We start from the raw sequence: 19,066 nt of genomic DNA on the forward strand, positions 1-19,066 counted from the left end.
ATAGTGCTTTATAATGGGGGGCTATCTATCAAAAAATAGCTTATGCCTCACAAGCAAAATTTAAAAAGAATTTCAAATATTTAATCGATTTAGAAAAAAATTAAATTTTTTAAAAAAGAAGAAAAGTAACATATTGACGTTTTTTTGCATTATTCTATTGATGCCGCCACAATTTGTACCACATTTGTTTTGCAAATATTCATGCAATACCCTTATAATGCTTGTTAACTAATAAATTGAGCGGCAAGGTCGCATTTTGAATCCGATAGAAAGGGCCTCATATATGAAAGATATTGCAACGACCACACAAACGATTGCGCTTGTTGATGATGATCGTAATATTTTAACATCGGTGTCTATTGCCCTTGAAGCAGAAGGCTATCGCGTTGAGACCTATACAGATGGAGCATCTGCCCTTGAAGGATTAACCACGCGTCCGCCAAATTTGGCGATATTTGATATTAAGATGCCGCGTATGGATGGTATGGAATTGTTGAGACGTCTGCGTCAAAAATCGGATTTGCCCGTTATTTTTCTTACGTCCAAAGATGACGAGATTGATGAGTTGTTTGGATTGAAAATGGGGGCGGATGATTTTATCACCAAACCCTTTTCGCAACGACTTTTGGTAGAGCGCACTAAGGCAGTTTTGCGCCGTGCCGCGGCAAGGGGCGAAGCTGTGAAGGCGAATGCCCAAGCATCGTCATCTTTGGAGCGAGGATACCTTGTGATGGATCAGGAACGTCATACCTGTACGTGGAAGGGTGAGGCGGTTATTTTAACTGTCACGGAATTTCTTATTTTGCAGGCATTGGCACAACGACCGGGTGTAGTAAAAAGCCGTGATGCCTTAATGGATGCGGCTTATGATGACCAGGTTTATGTTGATGATCGTACCATTGATAGCCATATTAAACGGTTGCGTAAAAAATTTAAACAGGTTGATGATGATTTTGAAATGATTGAAACACTTTATGGCGTTGGCTATCGTTTCCGTGAAGCTTAAATTTGAAAAATAAAAGAAAAGCAATTTTTATCTATTTTCATCTTTATGCTTTAAAAGGCCAAGTGCATTATTAGATCTACGAGTTCAATTTATCATCACTGAGCCAAGTCTGTTTTCGCTTTTTTGTAAAATCATGTTTGAACGTTTTGTAAAAGGAAGATGATGCAATTTGGTACAATCATTGGAAAAAATTGATGGCTGAAAAGCATTTAGCACCAGTGCAAGAAACCATCCGTGTGATAAAACCGCATGCGCTAAAACGCTTGTCTAAGTGGTTATATCGCTTGTTTGAACAATTGTTTTTTTCAAGTCTTACGCGTCGTATCGTTATACTGAATTTGGCAGCTCTTTGTGTGCTTGTTACGGGGATCATGTATCTTAATCAGTTTCGCGACGGGTTGATCGATGCAAAAATTGATGCTTTACGTACCCAAAGTAAGATTATTGCAGGGGCTATTGCTGCTTCAGCAACGGTTGATACGACATCGATTTTGATTGATCCTGAAAAGTTGATGGAGTTACAAGCTGGTCAAAGCGTAAAACCGAAAATGGATATAACGGAAAATTGGGATTTTCCAATCAATCCAGAGCGTGTTTCACCGCTTTTGCGCCGTATTATTTCACCACAATCAACACGTGCCCGTATTTACGATAGAGATGCCAATCTTTTGCTTGATTCACGTTTATTGTATTCAAGTGGTCAAGTTTTAAGCTATAATCTTCCTCCCGTTGATGAAGAGCATCCAAATATTTTTAAACGATTTGCCTATTGGCTTTCTAATACAATTTATGGTGGAAATATCGCAACTGATGATCAAATTGGTGGAAATAATGCGGTGTATCCTGAAGTATTAAAAGCAATTAATGGGCTTACTGCAACCGCACAAAGACGCAATAAACAAGGCGAATTAATTGTCTCTGTTGCCGTTCCTGTACAGCGTTATCACGCCGTTGTTGGTGTTTTACTGCTTTCAACAGAAGGCTCTGATATTGATAATATTGTACGGGCAGAGCGTTTGGCAATTTTCAAAGTCTTTGCTGTTGTGGCCGCCGTTTTGCTCATTTTGTCGCTTTTTTTAGCCTATACGATTGCCAATCCACTTCGTAAATTGTCAGCCGCAGCGGATCGAGTTCGTCATGGCCATAATAAACGGGTTGAAATTCCTGATTTTTCTGAACGTCAAGATGAAGTGGGGCATTTATCAACGTCCATTCGTGCTATGACAAATGCATTATACACCCGTATCGAAGCAATTGAACGATTCGCTGCCGATGTTAGTCACGAATTAAAAAACCCTTTAACGTCGCTTAGAAGTGCTGTGGAAACTTTGCCGTTGGCTAAAAACGATGACTCACGTAAACGCCTGCTTGATGTTATTGATCACGATGTTCGTCGGCTTGATCGGCTGATTACTGATATATCTGATGCGTCGCGTTTGGATGGTGAATTGGCGCGTGAAACGGCTGGTCTTGTTGATATGAGTGCACTCTTGGAAAGCATTGTGCGCGCCGCACGCGAGGTGCGCAGAAATAAAACGACCGCTGTAATTGATTTAGATATTAAACCGCGTACAGCAGGAAAAGCTTATCTTGTTGCGGGTCATGACTTGCGTTTGGGTCAAGTTGTTTCAAATCTTATTGAAAACGCGCGTTCTTTTATACCAATTGATCGCGGTGAAATTCGCATAAAAATGCATGCTGAATCGTATAAACTTTACATTGTTATTGAAGATAATGGTCCAGGAATTAGTGCCGAAAAAATTGATCGGATTTTTGAACGATTCTACACAGATCGTCCTGGTATTGATTCATTTGGGCAAAATTCGGGACTGGGTTTGTCAATTAGTCGGCAGATTATTGAAGCGCATAATGGTGTTTTGACGGCTGAAAATATTTATGCCTCTGATCATCCAAAACAAAAATTAGGTGCGCGTTTTATTATTATTTTGCCGCTTGAAAAATAAAGGTTTTAAAATGAACCAGTCATCAGGTCGCTCCCTAAGCTCACAAACTTTGCATGCCAATTGTTTGCAATTAGATGACAAAGGTGTTTTGATTACGGGCTCATCAGGATCAGGAAAATCAGTTGTGAGTTTATCTTTGATTGAAAGAGCGCAATGGAGTGGGCGGCAAGCTTGTTTGGTGAGCGATGATTATACAGAGATCAAAAATGAAGATGGTATGCTTTATGGACTTTGCCCTCAAACATTAAAAGGGGGAATAGAGATTCGCGGAGCGGGTCTTTATTCATTAAACTTTATACCAAAAACGCGTCTCAGTTTTATAATTGACCTTAGTTGCAATTATGAGCGTTTGCCATCTGGTCGCCAGATGATACTTTGCGGTGTGTCTTTACCACTCTATGCACTTCCATCACTACAGCATTCTGATAGTGTTGCCATTTGCCAAGCAATTGAAGCGTTTTGTTTTGGGAAAGTATGGAAAAATCCTGCCTAAATTGGATCTTTATGAGAATATTTTCATTTTTTTGTCAAAAATAAAAGATTTTTCTTGGCACCGATCAAAACGCCTGTCACAATAGCAAACCTCTGCCTCATCTCATCGGTTTATAAAAGGTTGGGTATGAGGCAATTCAATAGAGGGTGACAGGAGCTTTTTTGAATGATCGGACTCGTGCTTGTAACGCACGGCAGATTAGCCGAAGAATTTCTTCATGCAGTGGTTCATGTAGTTGGACCTCAAAAAAAATTTGTTACGGTGTGTATTGGTCCTGATGATGATATAGATCAGCGTCGCGATGATATTTTGGCGGCAGTAGAGTCTGCTGATGATGGACAAGGCGTTATCATATTAACTGATATGTTCGGTGGTACACCTTCGAATATGGCTATCTCTGTTATGCGTGAAGGTGTTGTTGAAGTGATTGCAGGTGTTAATCTACCAATGTTGATAAAACTAACGTCTGTGCGCCAATGCGATGATATTTCTTTGGTTGAAGCATTAAAGATAAGCCAATTAGCAGGAAGAAAATATATTAACGTACCAAGTATGATCTTATCGGATGAATAGATGAGTATGGTGGAAAGAAAAACGGTGACTTTTACTTTGAGTCGTCAATTGGGTATTTGCAATAAACGTGGGCTGCATGCTCGTGCTTCTGCGAAATTTGTTCAAACGGTCGATGCTTATGATGCTTTGGTTGAAGTTGAAAAAGATGGGCAGACAGTCGGTGGAACATCTATTATGGGTTTGATGATGCTAGCAGCATCTCCAGGTTGTAAAGTTTTAGTGCGGGCAACAGGACCACAAGCACAAGATGTTTTAGATGCTTTAGAAAATCTGGTATCAGACAAATTTGGCGAAGACTGTTGATTGAAAAATCTTAAGTTTTCACACGGATGGAATTGATTTAAGCCAATTGTATAAAATTTTCTTTATCGGAACATACGTAGCTGGTATTAGAATTGCATTCTATGCGATGTTCGTTAATTTGTTTAATGAGTGATGTTTTGGTATCGACTATGCACGCTCTGAATTCGATGACCATTATCCTATAAATATTATTGATATTACAGGAATTTTTGTAACAAGCATTCAAATGTTACATTTAAAAGAAAATTACCATATATTGAATAAGAATTTCTTAAAATTTAAAAATACAGTAGGGTGAGTTAAAGATTGCTCTTTTTTAGTGCCTTAGTTAAAGACATGTTTTAAGCTATTTTTGAAAGACAATCATGCTCCTTCACTCGATTGATTTGATCGGTACATTTGTGTTTGCACTCAGTGGGACAAGTGCAGGCATAAGGCGTGGGTTTGATTTTTTTGGTGTTTTTGTTGTGGCGATGGTGACTGCATCTGGCGGCGGGATCATTCGTGACTTATGTATTGGAGCAACGCCGCCAGCAGGTCTTGTGAATATTGAATATATTCTCGCTATTATTTTTGCTGTTATTATCGGTATTTATTGTCAAGGCTTGATCATAAAAATGGAAAAGCCAACTTTATGGTTGGATGCGCTTGGTCTTGGTTTTTTTGCGTCATTTGGTGCCGATAAAGTATATGCTTTTACACAAAATATTCAAATTGCGATTATTTTAGGGTGTGTAAGTGCTGTTGGTGGCGGCTGTATTCGTGATATTTTGACGGGTCGTATTCCTGTAATTTTCAGCAAGGAAATTTATGCTAGTGCAGCTTTAATGGGAGCGCTTATTGCTTTAGCAGGATCAACGGGGTTGATAAATAGTACGTATAGTCTTTGGATCGCGATTGCTGTCTGTACATTCATACGCATTATTTCCATGCATTTTAAAATTAATCTTCCTGCTGTTACATTAAAAACGCCGAACCGACCAAAATAAAAATTTTTTAACTAAATAAGATAAATTGCTCGTTTCAAATGTTTGAAAGGGCTAACCCATTGAAAATAAGGAAAAGAGTTTTACTGTGATTTCAATTACAAATATTGAAGTAAAAATATTTGTGTGCACTCTTTATTAAAGACAGTAAAAAATGATTGATAGAGAGAGTCAATCAACATAGTTGATAAAGTGATGCAGAAAAGTTTTTTCTATTTTGTTTTCATTCATGGCAAAGCAGTTTTCATCAATTCATAATCTAAAAAAATCATGTTTACGCTTTAGGGTCTTAAGATTGACAAAAAAAAGTGACAATCATTTCTGATTAAAAATAAATGAGGATTAAAAATGAATACTCTTCGTTCACAACGCATTATTTTAGCTTCTCGTCCTCATGGCGCACCTGTAAAAGATAATTTAGCTTTTGAAGAGCGTGAATTGCCTGAACCGCAAGAAGGAGCGGTTCTTTTAAAAATTCTTTATGCCTCGATTGATCCTTATATGCGTGGACGTATGAATGCAGGCCACTCTTATGTTCAACCATACGAAATAGGCGGCTTAATGGGCGGAGCTACAGTTGCTGAAGTGATTTTATCCCGTCACCCTGATTTCCATAAAGGGGATCATGTTCTTTCTTATTCAGGTTGGCAAAGCTATGATGTTGTTTCTGCTCAAAGGTTGACAAAGTTAGATTCTTGGAACGCACCTTTAACGACAGCTTTAGGTATTTTGGGCATGCCGGGTTTTACAGCTTATGTAGGTTTAAAAAATATTGGTCAGCCTAAAGCCGGTGAAACATTGGCTGTGGCTGCTGCCACTGGACCTGTTGGATCAATGGTCGGTCAAATTGCAAAAATCGCTGGTGCGAAAACAGTTGGTATAGCAGGGGGGGCCGAAAAATGTGCTTTCGGTCGCGATATTTTGGGCTTTGATGTTATGTTGGATCATAAAGAAGCAGCTTTTGCCGAAAGATTGGCAAAAGCTTGCCCAGAAGGTATCGATGTTTATTTTGAAAATGTTGGTGGTTCTGTTTGGGATGGCGTTTTTCCATTACTAAATAACTTTGCACGCATTCCTGTTTGCGGTTTAATCGCGCATTACAATGATGCTGAGTCTGCAAAACACGGGCTTGATCGCTTGCCGTTACTTATGGGGCAGGTTTTACGTAAAAGTTTGCTTATTCGTGGATTTATTCAAAATGAATTTATCGATCAACGCGCTGAATTTTTAAAAGATGCAAAATTGTGGTTGTCGCAGGGGCGTATTCATTATCGTGAAGACATTGTCCATGGCTTGGACAGTATAATTGATGCGTTTTTTGGCTTATTAAAAGGACAAAATTTCGGTAAACTGATTGCAAAATTATAAGAACTTTAAGCATCGCCTTGTATAAAAAGATTGAGTATGAAAAGTGCGATGATGGATGATTATTCAACGAAGGTCGTGCTTTGAATATCGTAAAAACCGATGGGAAAATAGCGGAGATATAATTCTGTTAGCTTTCCCTTTTTTTCCAAAGATGCAAGCGCATAATTTAGTGCTTGCACCAATTGTGGATTTTCTTTGGTCACGGCAATGCGCATGCCTTGCGGTAAAATTTGTGGAGCGATGTAAGGAGCTCCGACAAAGTGACAACAATTTTTTGCGTCAGAATGATTGAGCCATGAAGAAAAGCTCAGTCCATCTCCAAAGGCCAAATCAATTTCTTGGTTTCTTAATGCACTCTGTAGATCATCTTCAGTGTCAAAGATTTCTCGTTCAATGTGAGGAAAATAGGCTGTGAATATTTTTTCATGCAGGGTGTTTCCAATAAGTCCTATTTTCAAAGACCTTAAATTGTCTTTATTAATTTTGAGGTTTTGAATGGAATGATTGGCTATAAAGCGTGCAGGAAATCGTAAATAAGTTTGCGTGAATAAAAGTGATGCCTCATTTTTTGGCGTTTCATTTAAACCAGCAATGATTGCTTCGCCGTCACCATTGATTAAATGCGGCACCAATTCTTCCCAAGGAAGAGCTTCAATTTGGCAGATGGTTTCAAGTTTTAATTCTGAGCAAAGAGCACTTAACAAGTCAATATTATATCCTGAAAGGCGTCCTGTTCTATCAATGATATTAAAAGGCTCGAAATCAACTGTGGTGAGAAAACGAAGGCGTGTTAAATTTATGTGATGAGGAGGCTCAAAGCGTTCATGGGGATTAAAAAAATAAGGCAATGCGTTTTGCGCAAAAACGTTCGCAGTGAAACAGAAGCTCATAACAATTGATAATAATATGCGACGATGTTGTGTTAAGTTTGTCATCTTTTGATAAACTTCGTGTATAATTTTACTCATTTTTCTTTTAAATACTATAAGTCGTAAAAAATAGTAAATAAAAGTTATTTCATATGAAGCAGTATTATTTTTTTAATCTATCCAGTTATTTAAGAATAAATTGAAAACAATTTTATTGTTCATTTTTATTAATAGATTTTAGAAAGTCTGGATCTGATGAGATGATGTTTTCATCTTCTGAACCGATCGCTTCAATATTGCGATTATCATAAGGGATGGAGAGTAGAAAACGGCGAATAACGGCAAGTCTTGCACGGCGTTTGTCATTAGATTTGACGATAGTCCATGGGGCTATAGGTGTATGGGTCGTCTTAATCATACGTTCTGTCGCTGCGGTATAATCATCCCATAATGTTATGCCCGCTTCATCCATTTTTGAGAATTTCCATTGTTTCAGAGGATTATGACAGCGATCATGAAAGCGTTTGAGTTGCATTTCTTGACCAATATCAAGCCAAATTTTAAAAAACCGAATGCCATCCGACACGATAAGTTTTTCAAAAATAGGTGCTTGGTTTAAAAAACTTGTAATGTCATTTTTACGAGCAAATTGCATCACTGCTTCAACACCTGCACGGTTATACCAAGAGCGATCAAAAGTGACGATTTCTCCATGAGTGGGAAAATGACGGATATAGCGTTGAAAATACCATTGACCATCTTCAGTGTCATCGGGTTTAGGAAGTGCAATATTGCGCGCATAACGTGGATTTAAATAGCGTCTTAAAGTAAAAATAGTGCCACCTTTCCCCGCTGCATCACGACCTTCAAATAAAATAACAACGCGCTCTCCGTTTTTTATCAGCCATGATTGCAATTTTACCAATTCGATCTATAAAAGCTCTAATGTTGTTTTATAGTCTTTTTTGTCCATTTTTTTAGCATAGGGATATCCTCCGCTGGTCATGGCATGATCTTTGATCCAAAGAGGCAGTTTAGGGTTTTGTATGTCAAAAAGACGTTTTTTGTTTTGAACAATAAGCTCTATTTTGTGAGTATTGATCAGGCTTTTTCGGGCAATCAATTTTTCTTTTTTTTGAGCCATAAAATTGTTCCTTTAAGTGGTATGAAGACAGTATTAAAAAATACTTAGGTTGATGCGTAAAAAATAATTCTATATATTACTAATTTGCTTTTATAAAACATAATAAAAAATACATTTTAAAACGAGTTGTCAATTACTCTCTATTATTCATTATTATTCATTTGATGATTTATAAAACAGAAGACAAAGAAAACTTTGTCATAAATATACAATAAAACTGACATATTCTTAAAATCCACTTTATGCGTTTACAAATAATATTGAGTAGTGATAAAGCTGATTGGTAAGTGAAGGTCGACATCTGCTAACCAAAACAGACTGAGCAGGGACAGACAATGCAAATACGAATGCAATCATTGTTTTTAATTCATGGCATTATCGCTTTTTTCGCAGTACTTTTTCTTCCAAAAGCTCTTGCGGCTATTATCGTTGTTTTGTTGTTTTTTGTTATTTTTTGGCTGAGCAAAAAAAATAATGAACAAAAAAATTACGACAAAAACACGCAAACAATCATGCGTAACACAATACGTATGCCTGAAGACGTGGATATTTACAATTTACTTGATGCATTGCCTGACAGTTTATTTTTATTGGATAATAAAAACGATATTGTCTTTCTTAATCAAACAGCCAGTAAGACTTTTTCAAGGGTGGTAAATGGTCAAAATTATATCACACGTTTTCGAGCGCCTGAACTAGTTAATGCGGTGCGACGCTGCCAACAAATGCATCAATCTGTTACGGTTGAGTATTTGGATAAAAAAAATAATGAAACCTTTTTTATTGTTTTATTTGTACCGTTGGGTGGAGGACAAACTTTATGTTTATTTCGTGACCGCACAGAAACACGCAGATTGGAACGCATGCGAACGGATTTTATTGCCAATGCCAGTCATGAATTGCGCACACCATTAACCTCACTGCGAGGCTTCATTGAAACAATCAGAGGTCCTGCAAAGGACGATGCAGATACGCGAGATAAATTTTTGACCATCATGCAAGATCAAGCAGAAAGAATGTCACGTCTCATTGATGATCTTCTTTCTCTTTCGCGATTAGAAATGAAAACGGGTTTGGATATTCAAGAAACCGTTAATTTTAATCTTGTTTTAACACATGTTGTTGAAACACTTACACCGCTTGCTAAACAAATGGGAGTTGTTTTGGCACTTGATCTGCCTTCCAAGACATTGTTTGTGCAAGGACGTCGCGATGATCTTATTCAACTTTTTCAAAATTTAATTGAAAACGCTTGCAAATATGGTCAGCAAGGAGGAAAAGTTGATATATCTGTGGTTGATCATAAAGTGAATGTTGAGTTAACTGTGCGTGATTATGGGCCCGGTATTAGTGAAGAACATATTCCACGTCTTACTGAGCGTTTTTATCGTGTGAATGCTGAAGTCAGCCGATTGCATAAAGGTACAGGTTTGGGACTAGCAATTGTGAAACATATTTTATCCCTTCATCATGGACGTCTTATTGTCCATTCAACGTTGGGTGAGGGATCAAAATTTAAAGTGATTTTGCCATTAAAAGAGCATGAGTAATGAGGCAATTAAAGGCATGAGCTTCAAAATATTATACGCTTAAAACTTGAAACTTTGTTTTGATAGGAGCATTTTGTCTTGTTATGGTTGTGCTATTTTAAAATATTGATTTTCTTATAAATCGTTTTCATAAATTCAGAGCCAATAAATAATTTCTGTGCCTGTGTTTATAATTTAAGTAGTGATCTTGACACTCCATAACTCTCGTTTTAATCGTCATAGTCAACTTGGGTGAGATAAAGACCAAAAGGGGGGGCTACCATACCGCAGCGCTTACGGTCTTTTGCGTCAAGTGCCTCTTTTAAATCATGTGCTGTCCAGCGACCCACACCTACTTCCATAAGACTGCCTGCAAAAGATCGGATTTGATTGTGTAAAAAAGATCGCGCACTTGCTAAAATCTCAATTGTTTCGTCGTTACGAATAACATCAAGACGATCAAGACTGCGTATTGGGCTTTTCGCTTGGCATTGAGTCGCGCGAAATGTTGTAAAATCGTGTTTGCCAGTGAGAATTTGGGCTGCTTCATGCATCGCTTCAGCATCAAGTGGTTTGGGAACCCACCATGCGCGTTTCGCAAGAAGTGCTGCTGGTGCACGACGGTTGAGAATAATAAAACGATAATGACGTTTTTTTGCTGAAAAGCGTGCGTCAAAATTATTATCGACATTTTCTGCTCGAAGAATGGCAATATTTTCACCATTTTGACTAAGATGCGCATTGATGGCATCACGTACAGTGTCGCATGACCAGTCTTTTTTTAAATCTGAATGCGCCACTTGCCCTAAAGCATGAACGCCCGCATCAGTGCGTCCTGCGGCTGAAATGGTTAAACTTTCACCAGTGAAATCAAAAATAGCTTTTTCAACAGCGGCTTGAATACTATGCTGTCCCTCTTGTCTTTGCCAACCAGCATAGTTAGATCCATCATATTCTATGGTGAGTTTAAAGCGTGCCAAGTCAGAAAACCTTGGTTACGTGAAAACCACGAATAAAGTCGTCGTGATTTAATATTTTTCCGCCAGATTTTTGCAATTGTATGATCTGAATGCTGCCCTGCCCACAACCAATAATCAGGCTTTGAGGATCAACATGTCCTATACCTTTTGAGGCAATATGACTAAGACGTGCTTGAAGAAGTTTTACTCTTTCACGTTTCCCAGAAAGTACCATTTCACACCAACTGCCAGGATAAGGTGAAAGGCCGCATATTTGATGTTGAATATGGTGTGCCGATTGGGACCAATCAATACGTGCTTCTTCCTTTTGAATTTTATGGGCATAAGTTACACCCTCTTGTGATTGAGGGGTAAGGACTAATGTTTTTTGTTCCAATTGAGACATAGCTTCAACCATGAGCGGAGCGCATGTTTGAGAGAGCGTATCATGCAAAACACCTGCTGTCATATAAGGCGTAATGGCCACAGTTTTAGTAAGGGCAACAGGGCCCGTATCCAATCCCTCATCCATTTTCATAATCATGATACCTGTTTCCTTATCGCCCGCCATAATGGCGCGTTGAATAGGAGCTGCACCGCGCCATCTTGGCAAAAGAGAAGCGTGACCATTAAAACAGCCATAAAGCGGTGTCTCTAAAATGGCTTTTGGCAATAAAAGCCCGTAGGCAACTACAATCGCAGCATCAATGTTTAAATCTCTAAACTTTTGTTGTTCGATAGATGATTTCAAGTTTTGCGGTGTATAAATGGGAAGATGTAACGCTTCAGCGGCCTTTTGAACAGGTGAAGGTGTCACTTCTAAACCACGTCGTCCTGCAGGACGAGGTGGCTGACTATAAACGGCGACAATTTCATGACCTGCTGCGTAAAGTGCTTCCAGCACTGGAACTGAAAAATCGGGTGTTCCCATAAAAGCCAGTCGTAACGCCATTAAAGAATCGTCCCATTTTTTGCTTTTTCTTTGGCAAGTTTTTTAAATTTACGAATAACCATATCGCGCTTTAATTTTGAAATGTGATCAATGAATAAAACACCATTGAGATGATCAATTTCATGTTGCAAACATGTTGCTAAAAGATCATCCGCTTCACATGTGCATTGTGTTCCTTCACGATTAAGATAGCGCACACCAATTTTTTTCGGGCGTTCCACTTCTGCATAATAATCAGGTATGGACAAGCATCCTTCTTCATAGACATTGCGCTCATCCGAGGTCCATATAACTTCTGGATTAATAAATATCTGAGGATTTTTAGGATCATCTTTTTTAGCAACATCAATCACTAAAAGTCTTAATGGCTCTCCAATTTGGATGGCCGCAAGCCCAATACCCGGTGCCTCATACATCGTTTCTAACATGTCATCTGCTAGTTTTTGCAATTCTTGATCGACACGCTCAACAGGTTTTGAAAGCGTGCGCAAAACGGGATCAGGTAAAAGAACAATTGGTTTTATTGACATAAAGTTGAGTTAATCATTCCAAATGGATCCGTCAATGTCGAATATGTATTTGTTCACGTTTTGATCGCTTTATGATGAAAAAACCTTTATAACAAACATATGAACGATTCGCCTTTGCACAATGTTTATAGTTTTTTTGGCATGTCCTTTGACGGGATTACGCTTGTTTTTTTTGGTTTTACTGTCTTTATTATGAGCATGATTTTTCTTATGTTAAGGACAAATCGCCGCCGTGCAGAGGCAGAAATCCAAGCGGCTGAAAGAGCCCGTGATGCTGAAATGCACATGAATACATTGTTGAAGACTCAAGCTGAAATGCAAGGGCGCATGCAAAGCATGGCGGAAATTTTTGGTCGCCGTCAAGCAGAGCTTAATCAATCCATTCAAGAACAATTAACAGGCATGTCCAATAATTTGGGCCAAACAATGAATGCCCAAACAAAAACCACTCATGAAAATCTCATACGATTGCAGGAACGTTTGGCTGTTATTGATACGGCACAAAACAATATACAGTCATTAGCAGGCCAAGTTGTTCAGCTACAAGAGATTTTAAGTAATAAGCAAACACGTGGTGCATTTGGCCAAGGACGTATGGAAGCCATCATCGCAGATGGTCTGCCGCATACGGCCTATAAATTTCAAGCAACACTTTCCAATGGCAGTCGGCCTGATTGCGTTGTCTATATGCCTAATCAAGCACCATCTTTGGTTGTTGATGCAAAATTTCCACTTGAAGCGTGGAATGCCATTCGCCAAGCAGAATCAAATGATTTGCGTCTAGTCGCCGAACGCCAATTCCGTCATGATTTGGAGGTGCATGTTAAAGATATTTCTCATAAATATTTGATTGCCGGAGAAACACAAGATACGGCTTTCATGTTCGTCCCTTCTGAATCAATTTTTGCAACGATTTATGAAGATTTTGAAACGATTGTACAAAAAGCCAATCGCGCACGTGTCATCATCGTCTCACCCTCATTGCTTATGTTATCAATTCAAGTCGTGCAAGCCATTATGAAAGATGCGCGTATGCGTGAACAAGCTCATCTTATTCAATCAGAAGTGGCTAAGCTCATGGAAGACGTTGGTCGTCTTGATGATCGTGTGCGCAAGTTGCAAAGTCATTTTCAACAAACGGGTAAAGATATGGATGATATTTTGATCTCAACGGGTAAGGTAACGCGTCGAGGAAAGCGCATTGAAGATTTAGATCTTAAACCAAATGAAATAAAAGACAATCAAGAAGTGACAACTTGGTTAGGCGTAGACCGCAAGCCTCTTATTTAAGTGTTCAATGACGCATGAATTTTGATGGTATTTTTATTTTGACAAGGGCGTTGGATCATCGCTTTCATCATGTATTTGAATATCTTGTCACATAAATACCTTAAAATAATAATGTAGTATAAATTTTTAAAAGTAGCAAAAAGTGAGGTTAAAGACCACTTCATTTGAATGAAATGACATAATAAACGGCAAAAAAGACGAAAAAAAAGCGGAATGATATATTCTCTATTTAACTTTTCGGCAAGGGACATCGCTGCTCATTTTGAGTTTCATAAATATAAGAAATTTTGTAGATAATTTTGTAGAACCGCTTCGAATAAGTCCATATTATATGAGATTTATCTTCTCGTTCTTAAAAACTCATACCATTTCAACAAAATGATTTGGTCTTGAATTTAGGTTATTTTTATCGAAAGCTGTGTCGCCGAGATATATTTGTTTTATTTGACATCTTTTATATGCGCTTATTGTTAAGCATCATATCGTGGCTTTTTAACGATACTGTACTTTTAAGATAGCAGTCGAAGAGGTACTTATTCAAAATGTTAAACCCAATGCGGGTTAAGAGTGGATCTAAAGTTTAAATTTTTTTTGATTTATGGTTAATCCTTATTTTAAAAGGGAAATTGTTGCCTTTTCTCACTCTAGCTATATTATAAAGCGACTTTGATACAGCTGAATATCTGGATTGGGAATGCAAATATTAACACTGTGTTAAGAGGTTGGCTTTAATTTTCAGGATCTAAATTGAGGTATTGAAAATGAAGCGCATTTTGTTTTTCGTGGCGCTTGTGGTGATATTGGGTGGTTGTGCAACAAAACCTCCTACACGCACAAATAATGTTTGCGCCGTTTTGGACCAAAAAAATGGATTCTTTAATAATTGGGAAAAGGCAGCCAAAAGAGCGGAAGCGCGTTATGGTATTCCCATGCCAATCATTATGGCAACAATTAATACAGAGTCGGGATATCGACATAATGCACGACCTCCGCGCACCAAACTTTTAGGCTTTATTCCATGGAAACGTCAATCAACGGCTTATGGCTATTCTCAAGCCTTAAATGGTACTTGGGATGGTTATAAACGTGCCACAGGCAATCATGGTGCACGACGTTCTAGCTTTGCGGATGCTGCCGATTTTATTGGCTGGTATCATCGTGAAAGTGTAAGACGAAATGGTGTCAACCGTAATAATGCTTATGCGCTTTACCTTAATTATTATATGGGGCATGGCGGTTATAAACGTTCGGGCGGTAAAGCATCAGGAATTGCAGCAAGAGGGGCGCAACGCACTGATCAAATGGCACGTCGTTATGATCAACAATTGCGTTCATGTGGGCGGCGTTAAAAAAATTTGAACAATCTTTTGATGTAAATAGTGACTTCTTTTATGAATGCTGCCTTTTGTTTCATTGAAATTTTTACTTATTCCGTTTTATAAAATTTGATGAGTAATTTTTTTTAGGACGGTAAATTCTTTCACTTTTTTAAAAGGCAGTCAGTTGTTTATTAAAATGAACGTTGTTCTAATTTTTGGCGTGCTAAAGCTGCGTTACGATACAGAAGTATCATTTCTATGAGCTTATCACGGTTCATATCATGATGAAAATTAAACCCTGATATATATAATTTTTCTGTACGTGTATCATAATAGGATCCCCAGCGTCTTTTGATATTTTGTTCCGGTAAAAATTTGGGATCAATTAAAAATTCCATACCAACAGCAATATTCATCGCATTTGTTTTTGAAGAGTTTATTTGAAAATCTTGAATGCCATTCCAATTTATGGGTGTTTTAAAAACTGATGTGACAAGACCATATGGTGTAAGAATAAAATAAGGTGTGCGCCGCCTTAAAATTGTACGACAAAATATAAAAAGTAAAAAGGCTGCAAAAATATATAAAATCATGCTAGTTAGAAAAATACCATTAACTGAATAGGGATATGCTGTCGAAAAAAGAGCAAGAGACAGGATTAAAAAAGCCATAGGAATGAAAAATCCACCTTCCCAAACAGGCACGTCTTGTTTTGTTTTTTTTGCAAGGTCTTTAAGCTTTTTTTTATCATGAGGCAATTTCACATCGCTTAATTGGTGTGAGAAATTTCTTTTATTATTTGGCATTTCAATAATCCTCATCTTTGATGATTGCGGCATTGTCATATAATAATCATTAATCAAAGAATACTGTCATCGTTTTTGTTTTTTAAAAACAGTTTTGGCTTATAAAACATATTCTGCCTTGTTGGAGTGCAAATGTTCCATAAAACTGCATTTTATTATCCTCAGATATCACTAAATCAATTTGGTTAAGGTATGAATTTGATGACGAGCAACCTTTTTTAAAAGAGCATTCATAATTTCATTATCAAAACAGCCTTTTTATTAAATTTAATTTATCTTTATAAGTGATCGTTTTCAAACGCGCTTTTGTTAACATTAAAATAATTGGACAATATTTATCAAATCTGCAATTCCAATTTTAGAATATATGTGATTCGCTATGCATAACTTTGTTGCCGGGATTTTTCAAAATGAATTGGTTCAAATCTGTCGCACTATCTGATCGTACTGTATTTTATGGTATTTTACTCATGTTGCTCGGCGATTTTATGTTTGCTGCCAATGATGCTATGGGAAAATGGCTTGTTACTTATTTTTCAGTTGGTCAAGTTTTGCTTTTACGTTCTGTCGGGGCTTTTTTGGTTTTAGGACCAATGCTGACAACTGTAAGTGCAAAGGCGTTGCTTAAACCCAAAAAACCCTTTTTAATTTTTATTCGTGTTATCTGCGCAACGATGGACACGGCTCTATTTTATGCCGCCGTTAGTTATCTTCCGATCGCCGATGTTTTAACGTTTTATATGGCCGCACCAATTTATGTAGCAGCGATTTCACATTTTTTCCTTGGTGAAACGATGCGGTGGCGGCGCTGGTTGGCGATTTTTGTTGGTTTTATTGGCGTTATTATTGCATTGCGTCCATCAGCTCAAATGTTTTCTTTACCAGCCATTTATGCCATTCTGGGGAGTATCGGTTTTTCTCTTGTCATTGTATTTAGCCGTGTTTTAAAAGACGTTAGCGATACTGTTTTGGTGACATGGCAAACATTTGGTGCACTTTTGGTTGGTCTTATCATGACAATTTATCATTGGACAGACCCTACTTTACCGCAATGGGGCGCAATGGCACTCTTAGGAATTGTTTCTTGTGCGGCACATTTGCTTATATCTCGTTCTTTAAAAATGGCATCTGCCGCAGTTTTGGCGCCCTTGCAATATACATTATTATTATGGGGAATAATCTTCGGTATTATTTTCTTCAATGATTATCCTGATCGCTATATTATTTTAGGTGCGGGCATTATTGTTGTTGCAGGCCTGTTCATTTTTCACCGTAAACGCGTGGTTGATAATGAAGTCCCTGAAGAAGATATTGCCAGTATTAAACAATAGTATAGACTATTTATTTCGATAAATAGTGCGAATATGTTCATTTTAATTCTCACGGAAAATTTATAAAATTCGTGAGAGTTTTCTATTTTATCCCTATTCTTGCCTTTATTGAAGCTCAGATTTAAACACTCTATAATGTCTATGTTTCCGATTGTTAAAAACATCTGGAGTTTTAAAATGAAAAAAATGATTTTCGCTTCTGTATTGGCATCAACATTACTCGCACCTTTATTAGGGACGACTGCTTTGGCTCAAACACCACCGCCACCACCACATGGCGATCATCATCCAAAACCACCGCATGAGAATGCTCCGATGCGACCTCATGTAGAGCCGCATGGACCAAAGCATGGTGGCCCTGATTTGGCTAAACATAAACCCAGTGCATCTCACGCTGAACATCACGGCATGCACTTGGCGCAACGTTTGTCGGTCATGGAAACTGCGATTGGTATTCGCTCTGACCAGTTGGATGCTTGGCGTCGATATACATCAGCACTTGTTGATATGAGTGATCGAATGAAGTCTGCCCCCCATGAGGCCGATGGTTCACTAAAAGATAAGGCGATTTTAGGTGAAAATATGGCAGAACGAATGATTGAGCGTGCTGAAAAGGCAAAGCTTTTTAAAGAAGCGGCAAGTCAATTACGCAATGTTTTAGATGAAAAACAACTTGAACGTTTAAAATACTATTCTGAAAATCATCCCCCAATGATGCATGGCGAACATAAAGGAGTACCTCCTAAGGGTGGCGATCCTAAGCATGGTGTAAAACCTAAACCAGACGCACCAAATGCACCAAAACCTCGCCCATAAATTTTCACTATAAGTTGAAAATTTTAGAACCCGATCTTGATGGATCGGGTTTTATTTTTCTTTGTCGTCAAACAGAAACATGGTAAATAAAGAATTGATGAAAAATCTCGGGAACTTTCAGCTAAGCAATGAATTGCACAAAAAGGAAAGGAACGATGAAGATGACTTATTTTAAAAAATTAATGATGAGTGCAGCGCTCACAATGACGACACTTTTGGGTTTTCAAGGGCTTGCGAATGCTAATGGTGTGGTTTCAGGCACATTAACGTGTGACAGTAGTGGTGGTATGGGTGCTATTGTTACGTCGGCAAAAGATTTTGTATGCCATTTTAAGCCTCTTAATCGTAAAGCTCCTCGTGAGAGCTATATGGCACGATTAGAAAATTATGGTGTAGACCTTGGTGTGACAGGTCGTACAAAAATGGTTTGGTCAGTGCTTGCCACGACCAACAATAAATATGCCCCTGGTGCACTAGGCGGTACTTATCGCGGTGTTGGTTCTAGTGTAAGCTTTGCAGCTGGCGTAGGTAGTCAGCTTCTTGGTTTTGGTCCTGTTGGAGGTTTTACACTACAACCTTTAAGCATTGACGTCCATGAAGGTGTCAATCTCGCGCTCGGTGTTTCTAAGCTCACACTTATGCCTGTATATGCTGAAAAATAATTTTGTATTTATGATTTTTCTCATTTTGCTAAGCTGAACATCACAATAAAATTATTAGATGCGTCAATATAAAATTACTTTTTATTGACGCATCAATTACCCTTATGCTCATCCATATAATGAAAACATAATGAAGCACTTTGTAAGGTTTAATTTACAAATGAAG

General features: G+C 38.0%; 18 protein-coding genes and 1 pseudogene. 13 read left to right on the plus strand and 6 right to left on the minus strand.

The features are described 5' to 3' along the window. Positions 1-283 precede the first annotated feature (283 nt). The 7 genes from ME5_RS02315 to ME5_RS02345 all read left to right on the plus strand — a co-directional run bounded on the left by ME5_RS02315 (position 284) and on the right by ME5_RS02345 (position 6,693). Positions 284-1,006 (plus strand): response regulator transcription factor, encoded by a 723-nt coding sequence (locus ME5_RS02315; RefSeq protein ID WP_008038040.1) that lies wholly within the window; start codon positions 284-286, stop codon positions 1,004-1,006. 194 nt (positions 1,007-1,200) lie between these two features. After that, complete coding sequence (locus tag ME5_RS02320; RefSeq protein WP_008038041.1) at positions 1,201-2,970, plus strand: sensor histidine kinase; 1,770 nt, start codon at positions 1,201-1,203, stop codon at positions 2,968-2,970. Positions 2,971-2,980: 10 nt separating this feature from the next. Next, the gene (locus ME5_RS02325; protein ID WP_008038042.1) at positions 2,981-3,463 is read left to right on the plus strand and encodes an HPr kinase/phosphorylase; all 483 of its coding nucleotides are present in this window, start codon (positions 2,981-2,983) and stop codon (positions 3,461-3,463) included. Between the two features lie 165 nt (positions 3,464-3,628). After that, positions 3,629-4,036 carry a PTS sugar transporter subunit IIA gene (locus ME5_RS02330; RefSeq protein WP_008038043.1) on the plus strand — a complete coding sequence of 136 codons (408 nt, stop codon included), beginning with the start codon at positions 3,629-3,631 and terminating at the stop codon, positions 4,034-4,036. Continuing rightward, positions 4,037-4,339: an HPr family phosphocarrier protein gene (locus ME5_RS02335; protein WP_008038044.1), complete on the plus strand. Its 303-nt coding sequence runs from the start codon at positions 4,037-4,039 to the stop codon at positions 4,337-4,339. 365 nt (positions 4,340-4,704) lie between these two features. Further along, a complete protein-coding gene (locus tag ME5_RS02340) occupies positions 4,705-5,328 on the plus strand; it encodes a trimeric intracellular cation channel family protein (protein ID WP_008038045.1) in 624 nt (207 codons plus the stop codon). Positions 5,329-5,673: 345 nt separating this feature from the next. After that, a complete protein-coding gene (locus ME5_RS02345; protein WP_008038046.1) occupies positions 5,674-6,693 on the plus strand; it encodes an NADP-dependent oxidoreductase in 1,020 nt (339 codons plus the stop codon). A 59-nt stretch (positions 6,694-6,752) separates the two neighbouring features. Here the strand turns inward: ME5_RS02345 and ME5_RS02350 are convergent, their stop codons facing one another. Beyond that, positions 6,753-7,661, minus strand: coding sequence for a transporter substrate-binding domain-containing protein (locus tag ME5_RS02350; protein ID WP_008038047.1), 909 nt, complete (start codon positions 7,659-7,661; stop codon positions 6,753-6,755). Positions 7,662-7,773: 112 nt separating this feature from the next. Beyond that, positions 7,774-8,706, minus strand: a pseudogene (ppk2, locus tag ME5_RS02355) (polyphosphate kinase 2). Positions 8,707-9,041: 335 nt separating this feature from the next. Between ppk2 and phoR the strand changes: the two are divergent. Further along, complete coding sequence (gene phoR, locus ME5_RS02365; RefSeq protein ID WP_008038050.1) at positions 9,042-10,256, plus strand: phosphate regulon sensor histidine kinase PhoR; 1,215 nt, start codon at positions 9,042-9,044, stop codon at positions 10,254-10,256. A 209-nt stretch (positions 10,257-10,465) separates the two neighbouring features. On the opposite strand, the gene truA is transcribed toward phoR, so the two are convergent. The 3 genes from truA to def are packed head-to-tail and all read right to left on the minus strand — an operon-like array spanning position 10,466 to position 12,676. Beyond that, positions 10,466-11,215 (minus strand): tRNA pseudouridine(38-40) synthase TruA, encoded by a 750-nt coding sequence (gene truA / locus ME5_RS02370; protein WP_008038051.1) that lies wholly within the window; start codon positions 11,213-11,215, stop codon positions 10,466-10,468. Position 11,216: 1 nt separating this feature from the next. Continuing rightward, a complete protein-coding gene (gene fmt / locus ME5_RS02375) occupies positions 11,217-12,146 on the minus strand; it encodes a methionyl-tRNA formyltransferase (RefSeq protein WP_008038053.1) in 930 nt (309 codons plus the stop codon). Next, the gene (gene def / locus ME5_RS02380; protein ID WP_008038054.1) at positions 12,146-12,676 is read right to left on the minus strand and encodes a peptide deformylase; all 531 of its coding nucleotides are present in this window, start codon (positions 12,674-12,676) and stop codon (positions 12,146-12,148) included. The genes fmt and def overlap by 1 nt, the downstream gene beginning before the upstream one ends. Before the next feature lie 192 nt (positions 12,677-12,868). On the opposite strand from def, the gene ME5_RS02385 reads away from it, so the two are divergent. Together ME5_RS02385 and ME5_RS02390 are read left to right on the plus strand one after the other, a co-directional pair. Further along, positions 12,869-13,966: a DNA recombination protein RmuC gene (locus ME5_RS02385; RefSeq protein ID WP_245256538.1), complete on the plus strand. Its 1,098-nt coding sequence runs from the start codon at positions 12,869-12,871 to the stop codon at positions 13,964-13,966. 761 nt (positions 13,967-14,727) lie between these two features. Then, positions 14,728-15,315, plus strand: a complete 588-nt coding sequence (locus tag ME5_RS02390) for a transglycosylase SLT domain-containing protein (protein WP_008038057.1) — start codon at positions 14,728-14,730, stop codon at positions 15,313-15,315. 161 nt (positions 15,316-15,476) lie between these two features. On the opposite strand, the gene ME5_RS02395 is transcribed toward ME5_RS02390, so the two are convergent. Continuing rightward, positions 15,477-16,091 carry a hypothetical protein gene (locus ME5_RS02395; protein WP_008038065.1) on the minus strand — a complete coding sequence of 205 codons (615 nt, stop codon included), beginning with the start codon at positions 16,089-16,091 and terminating at the stop codon, positions 15,477-15,479. A 410-nt stretch (positions 16,092-16,501) separates the two neighbouring features. On the opposite strand from ME5_RS02395, the gene ME5_RS02400 reads away from it, so the two are divergent. The 3 genes from ME5_RS02400 to ME5_RS02410 all read left to right on the plus strand — a co-directional run bounded on the left by ME5_RS02400 (position 16,502) and on the right by ME5_RS02410 (position 18,900). Further along, positions 16,502-17,422: a DMT family transporter gene (locus ME5_RS02400; RefSeq protein WP_008038067.1), complete on the plus strand. Its 921-nt coding sequence runs from the start codon at positions 16,502-16,504 to the stop codon at positions 17,420-17,422. Positions 17,423-17,599: 177 nt separating this feature from the next. Further along, the gene (locus ME5_RS02405; protein ID WP_008038071.1) at positions 17,600-18,238 is read left to right on the plus strand and encodes a hypothetical protein; all 639 of its coding nucleotides are present in this window, start codon (positions 17,600-17,602) and stop codon (positions 18,236-18,238) included. Between the two features lie 161 nt (positions 18,239-18,399). Next, positions 18,400-18,900 carry a DUF992 domain-containing protein gene (locus ME5_RS02410; RefSeq protein WP_008038072.1) on the plus strand — a complete coding sequence of 167 codons (501 nt, stop codon included), beginning with the start codon at positions 18,400-18,402 and terminating at the stop codon, positions 18,898-18,900. The last annotated feature ends 166 nt before the right edge of the window (positions 18,901-19,066 follow it).

The sequence above is a fragment of the Bartonella tamiae Th239 genome (assembly GCF_000278275.1).
GTDB classification, from domain to species: Bacteria; Pseudomonadota; Alphaproteobacteria; order Rhizobiales; family Rhizobiaceae; genus Bartonella; species Bartonella tamiae.

What these genes read in the sequence shown, in the direction of transcription:
- ME5_RS02340 (WP_008038045.1), top strand. Translation starts at nt 4,705, where the DNA reads ATGCTCCTTCACTCGATTGATTTGATCGGTACATTTGTGTTTGCACTC.
- ME5_RS02335 (WP_008038044.1), top strand. Translation starts at nt 4,037, where the DNA reads ATGAGTATGGTGGAAAGAAAAACGGTGACTTTTACTTTGAGTCGTCAA.
- ME5_RS02400 (WP_008038067.1), top strand. Translation starts at nt 16,502, where the DNA reads ATGAATTGGTTCAAATCTGTCGCACTATCTGATCGTACTGTATTTTAT.
- ME5_RS02385 (WP_245256538.1), top strand. Translation starts at nt 12,869, where the DNA reads ATGAGCATGATTTTTCTTATGTTAAGGACAAATCGCCGCCGTGCAGAG.
- ME5_RS02315 (WP_008038040.1), top strand. Translation starts at nt 284, where the DNA reads ATGAAAGATATTGCAACGACCACACAAACGATTGCGCTTGTTGATGAT.
- def (WP_008038054.1), bottom strand. Translation starts at nt 12,676, where the DNA reads ATGTCAATAAAACCAATTGTTCTTTTACCTGATCCCGTTTTGCGCACG.
- ME5_RS02345 (WP_008038046.1), top strand. Translation starts at nt 5,674, where the DNA reads ATGAATACTCTTCGTTCACAACGCATTATTTTAGCTTCTCGTCCTCAT.
- ME5_RS02350 (WP_008038047.1), bottom strand. Translation starts at nt 7,661, where the DNA reads ATGAGTAAAATTATACACGAAGTTTATCAAAAGATGACAAACTTAACA.
- ME5_RS02330 (WP_008038043.1), top strand. Translation starts at nt 3,629, where the DNA reads ATGATCGGACTCGTGCTTGTAACGCACGGCAGATTAGCCGAAGAATTT.
- ME5_RS02405 (WP_008038071.1), top strand. Translation starts at nt 17,600, where the DNA reads ATGAAAAAAATGATTTTCGCTTCTGTATTGGCATCAACATTACTCGCA.
- fmt (WP_008038053.1), bottom strand. Translation starts at nt 12,146, where the DNA reads ATGGCGTTACGACTGGCTTTTATGGGAACACCCGATTTTTCAGTTCCA.
- ME5_RS02390 (WP_008038057.1), top strand. Translation starts at nt 14,728, where the DNA reads ATGAAGCGCATTTTGTTTTTCGTGGCGCTTGTGGTGATATTGGGTGGT.
- ME5_RS02410 (WP_008038072.1), top strand. Translation starts at nt 18,400, where the DNA reads ATGACTTATTTTAAAAAATTAATGATGAGTGCAGCGCTCACAATGACG.
- ME5_RS02325 (WP_008038042.1), top strand. Translation starts at nt 2,981, where the DNA reads ATGAACCAGTCATCAGGTCGCTCCCTAAGCTCACAAACTTTGCATGCC.
- ME5_RS02320 (WP_008038041.1), top strand. Translation starts at nt 1,201, where the DNA reads ATGGCTGAAAAGCATTTAGCACCAGTGCAAGAAACCATCCGTGTGATA.
- ME5_RS02395 (WP_008038065.1), bottom strand. Translation starts at nt 16,091, where the DNA reads ATGCCAAATAATAAAAGAAATTTCTCACACCAATTAAGCGATGTGAAA.
- phoR (WP_008038050.1), top strand. Translation starts at nt 9,042, where the DNA reads ATGCAAATACGAATGCAATCATTGTTTTTAATTCATGGCATTATCGCT.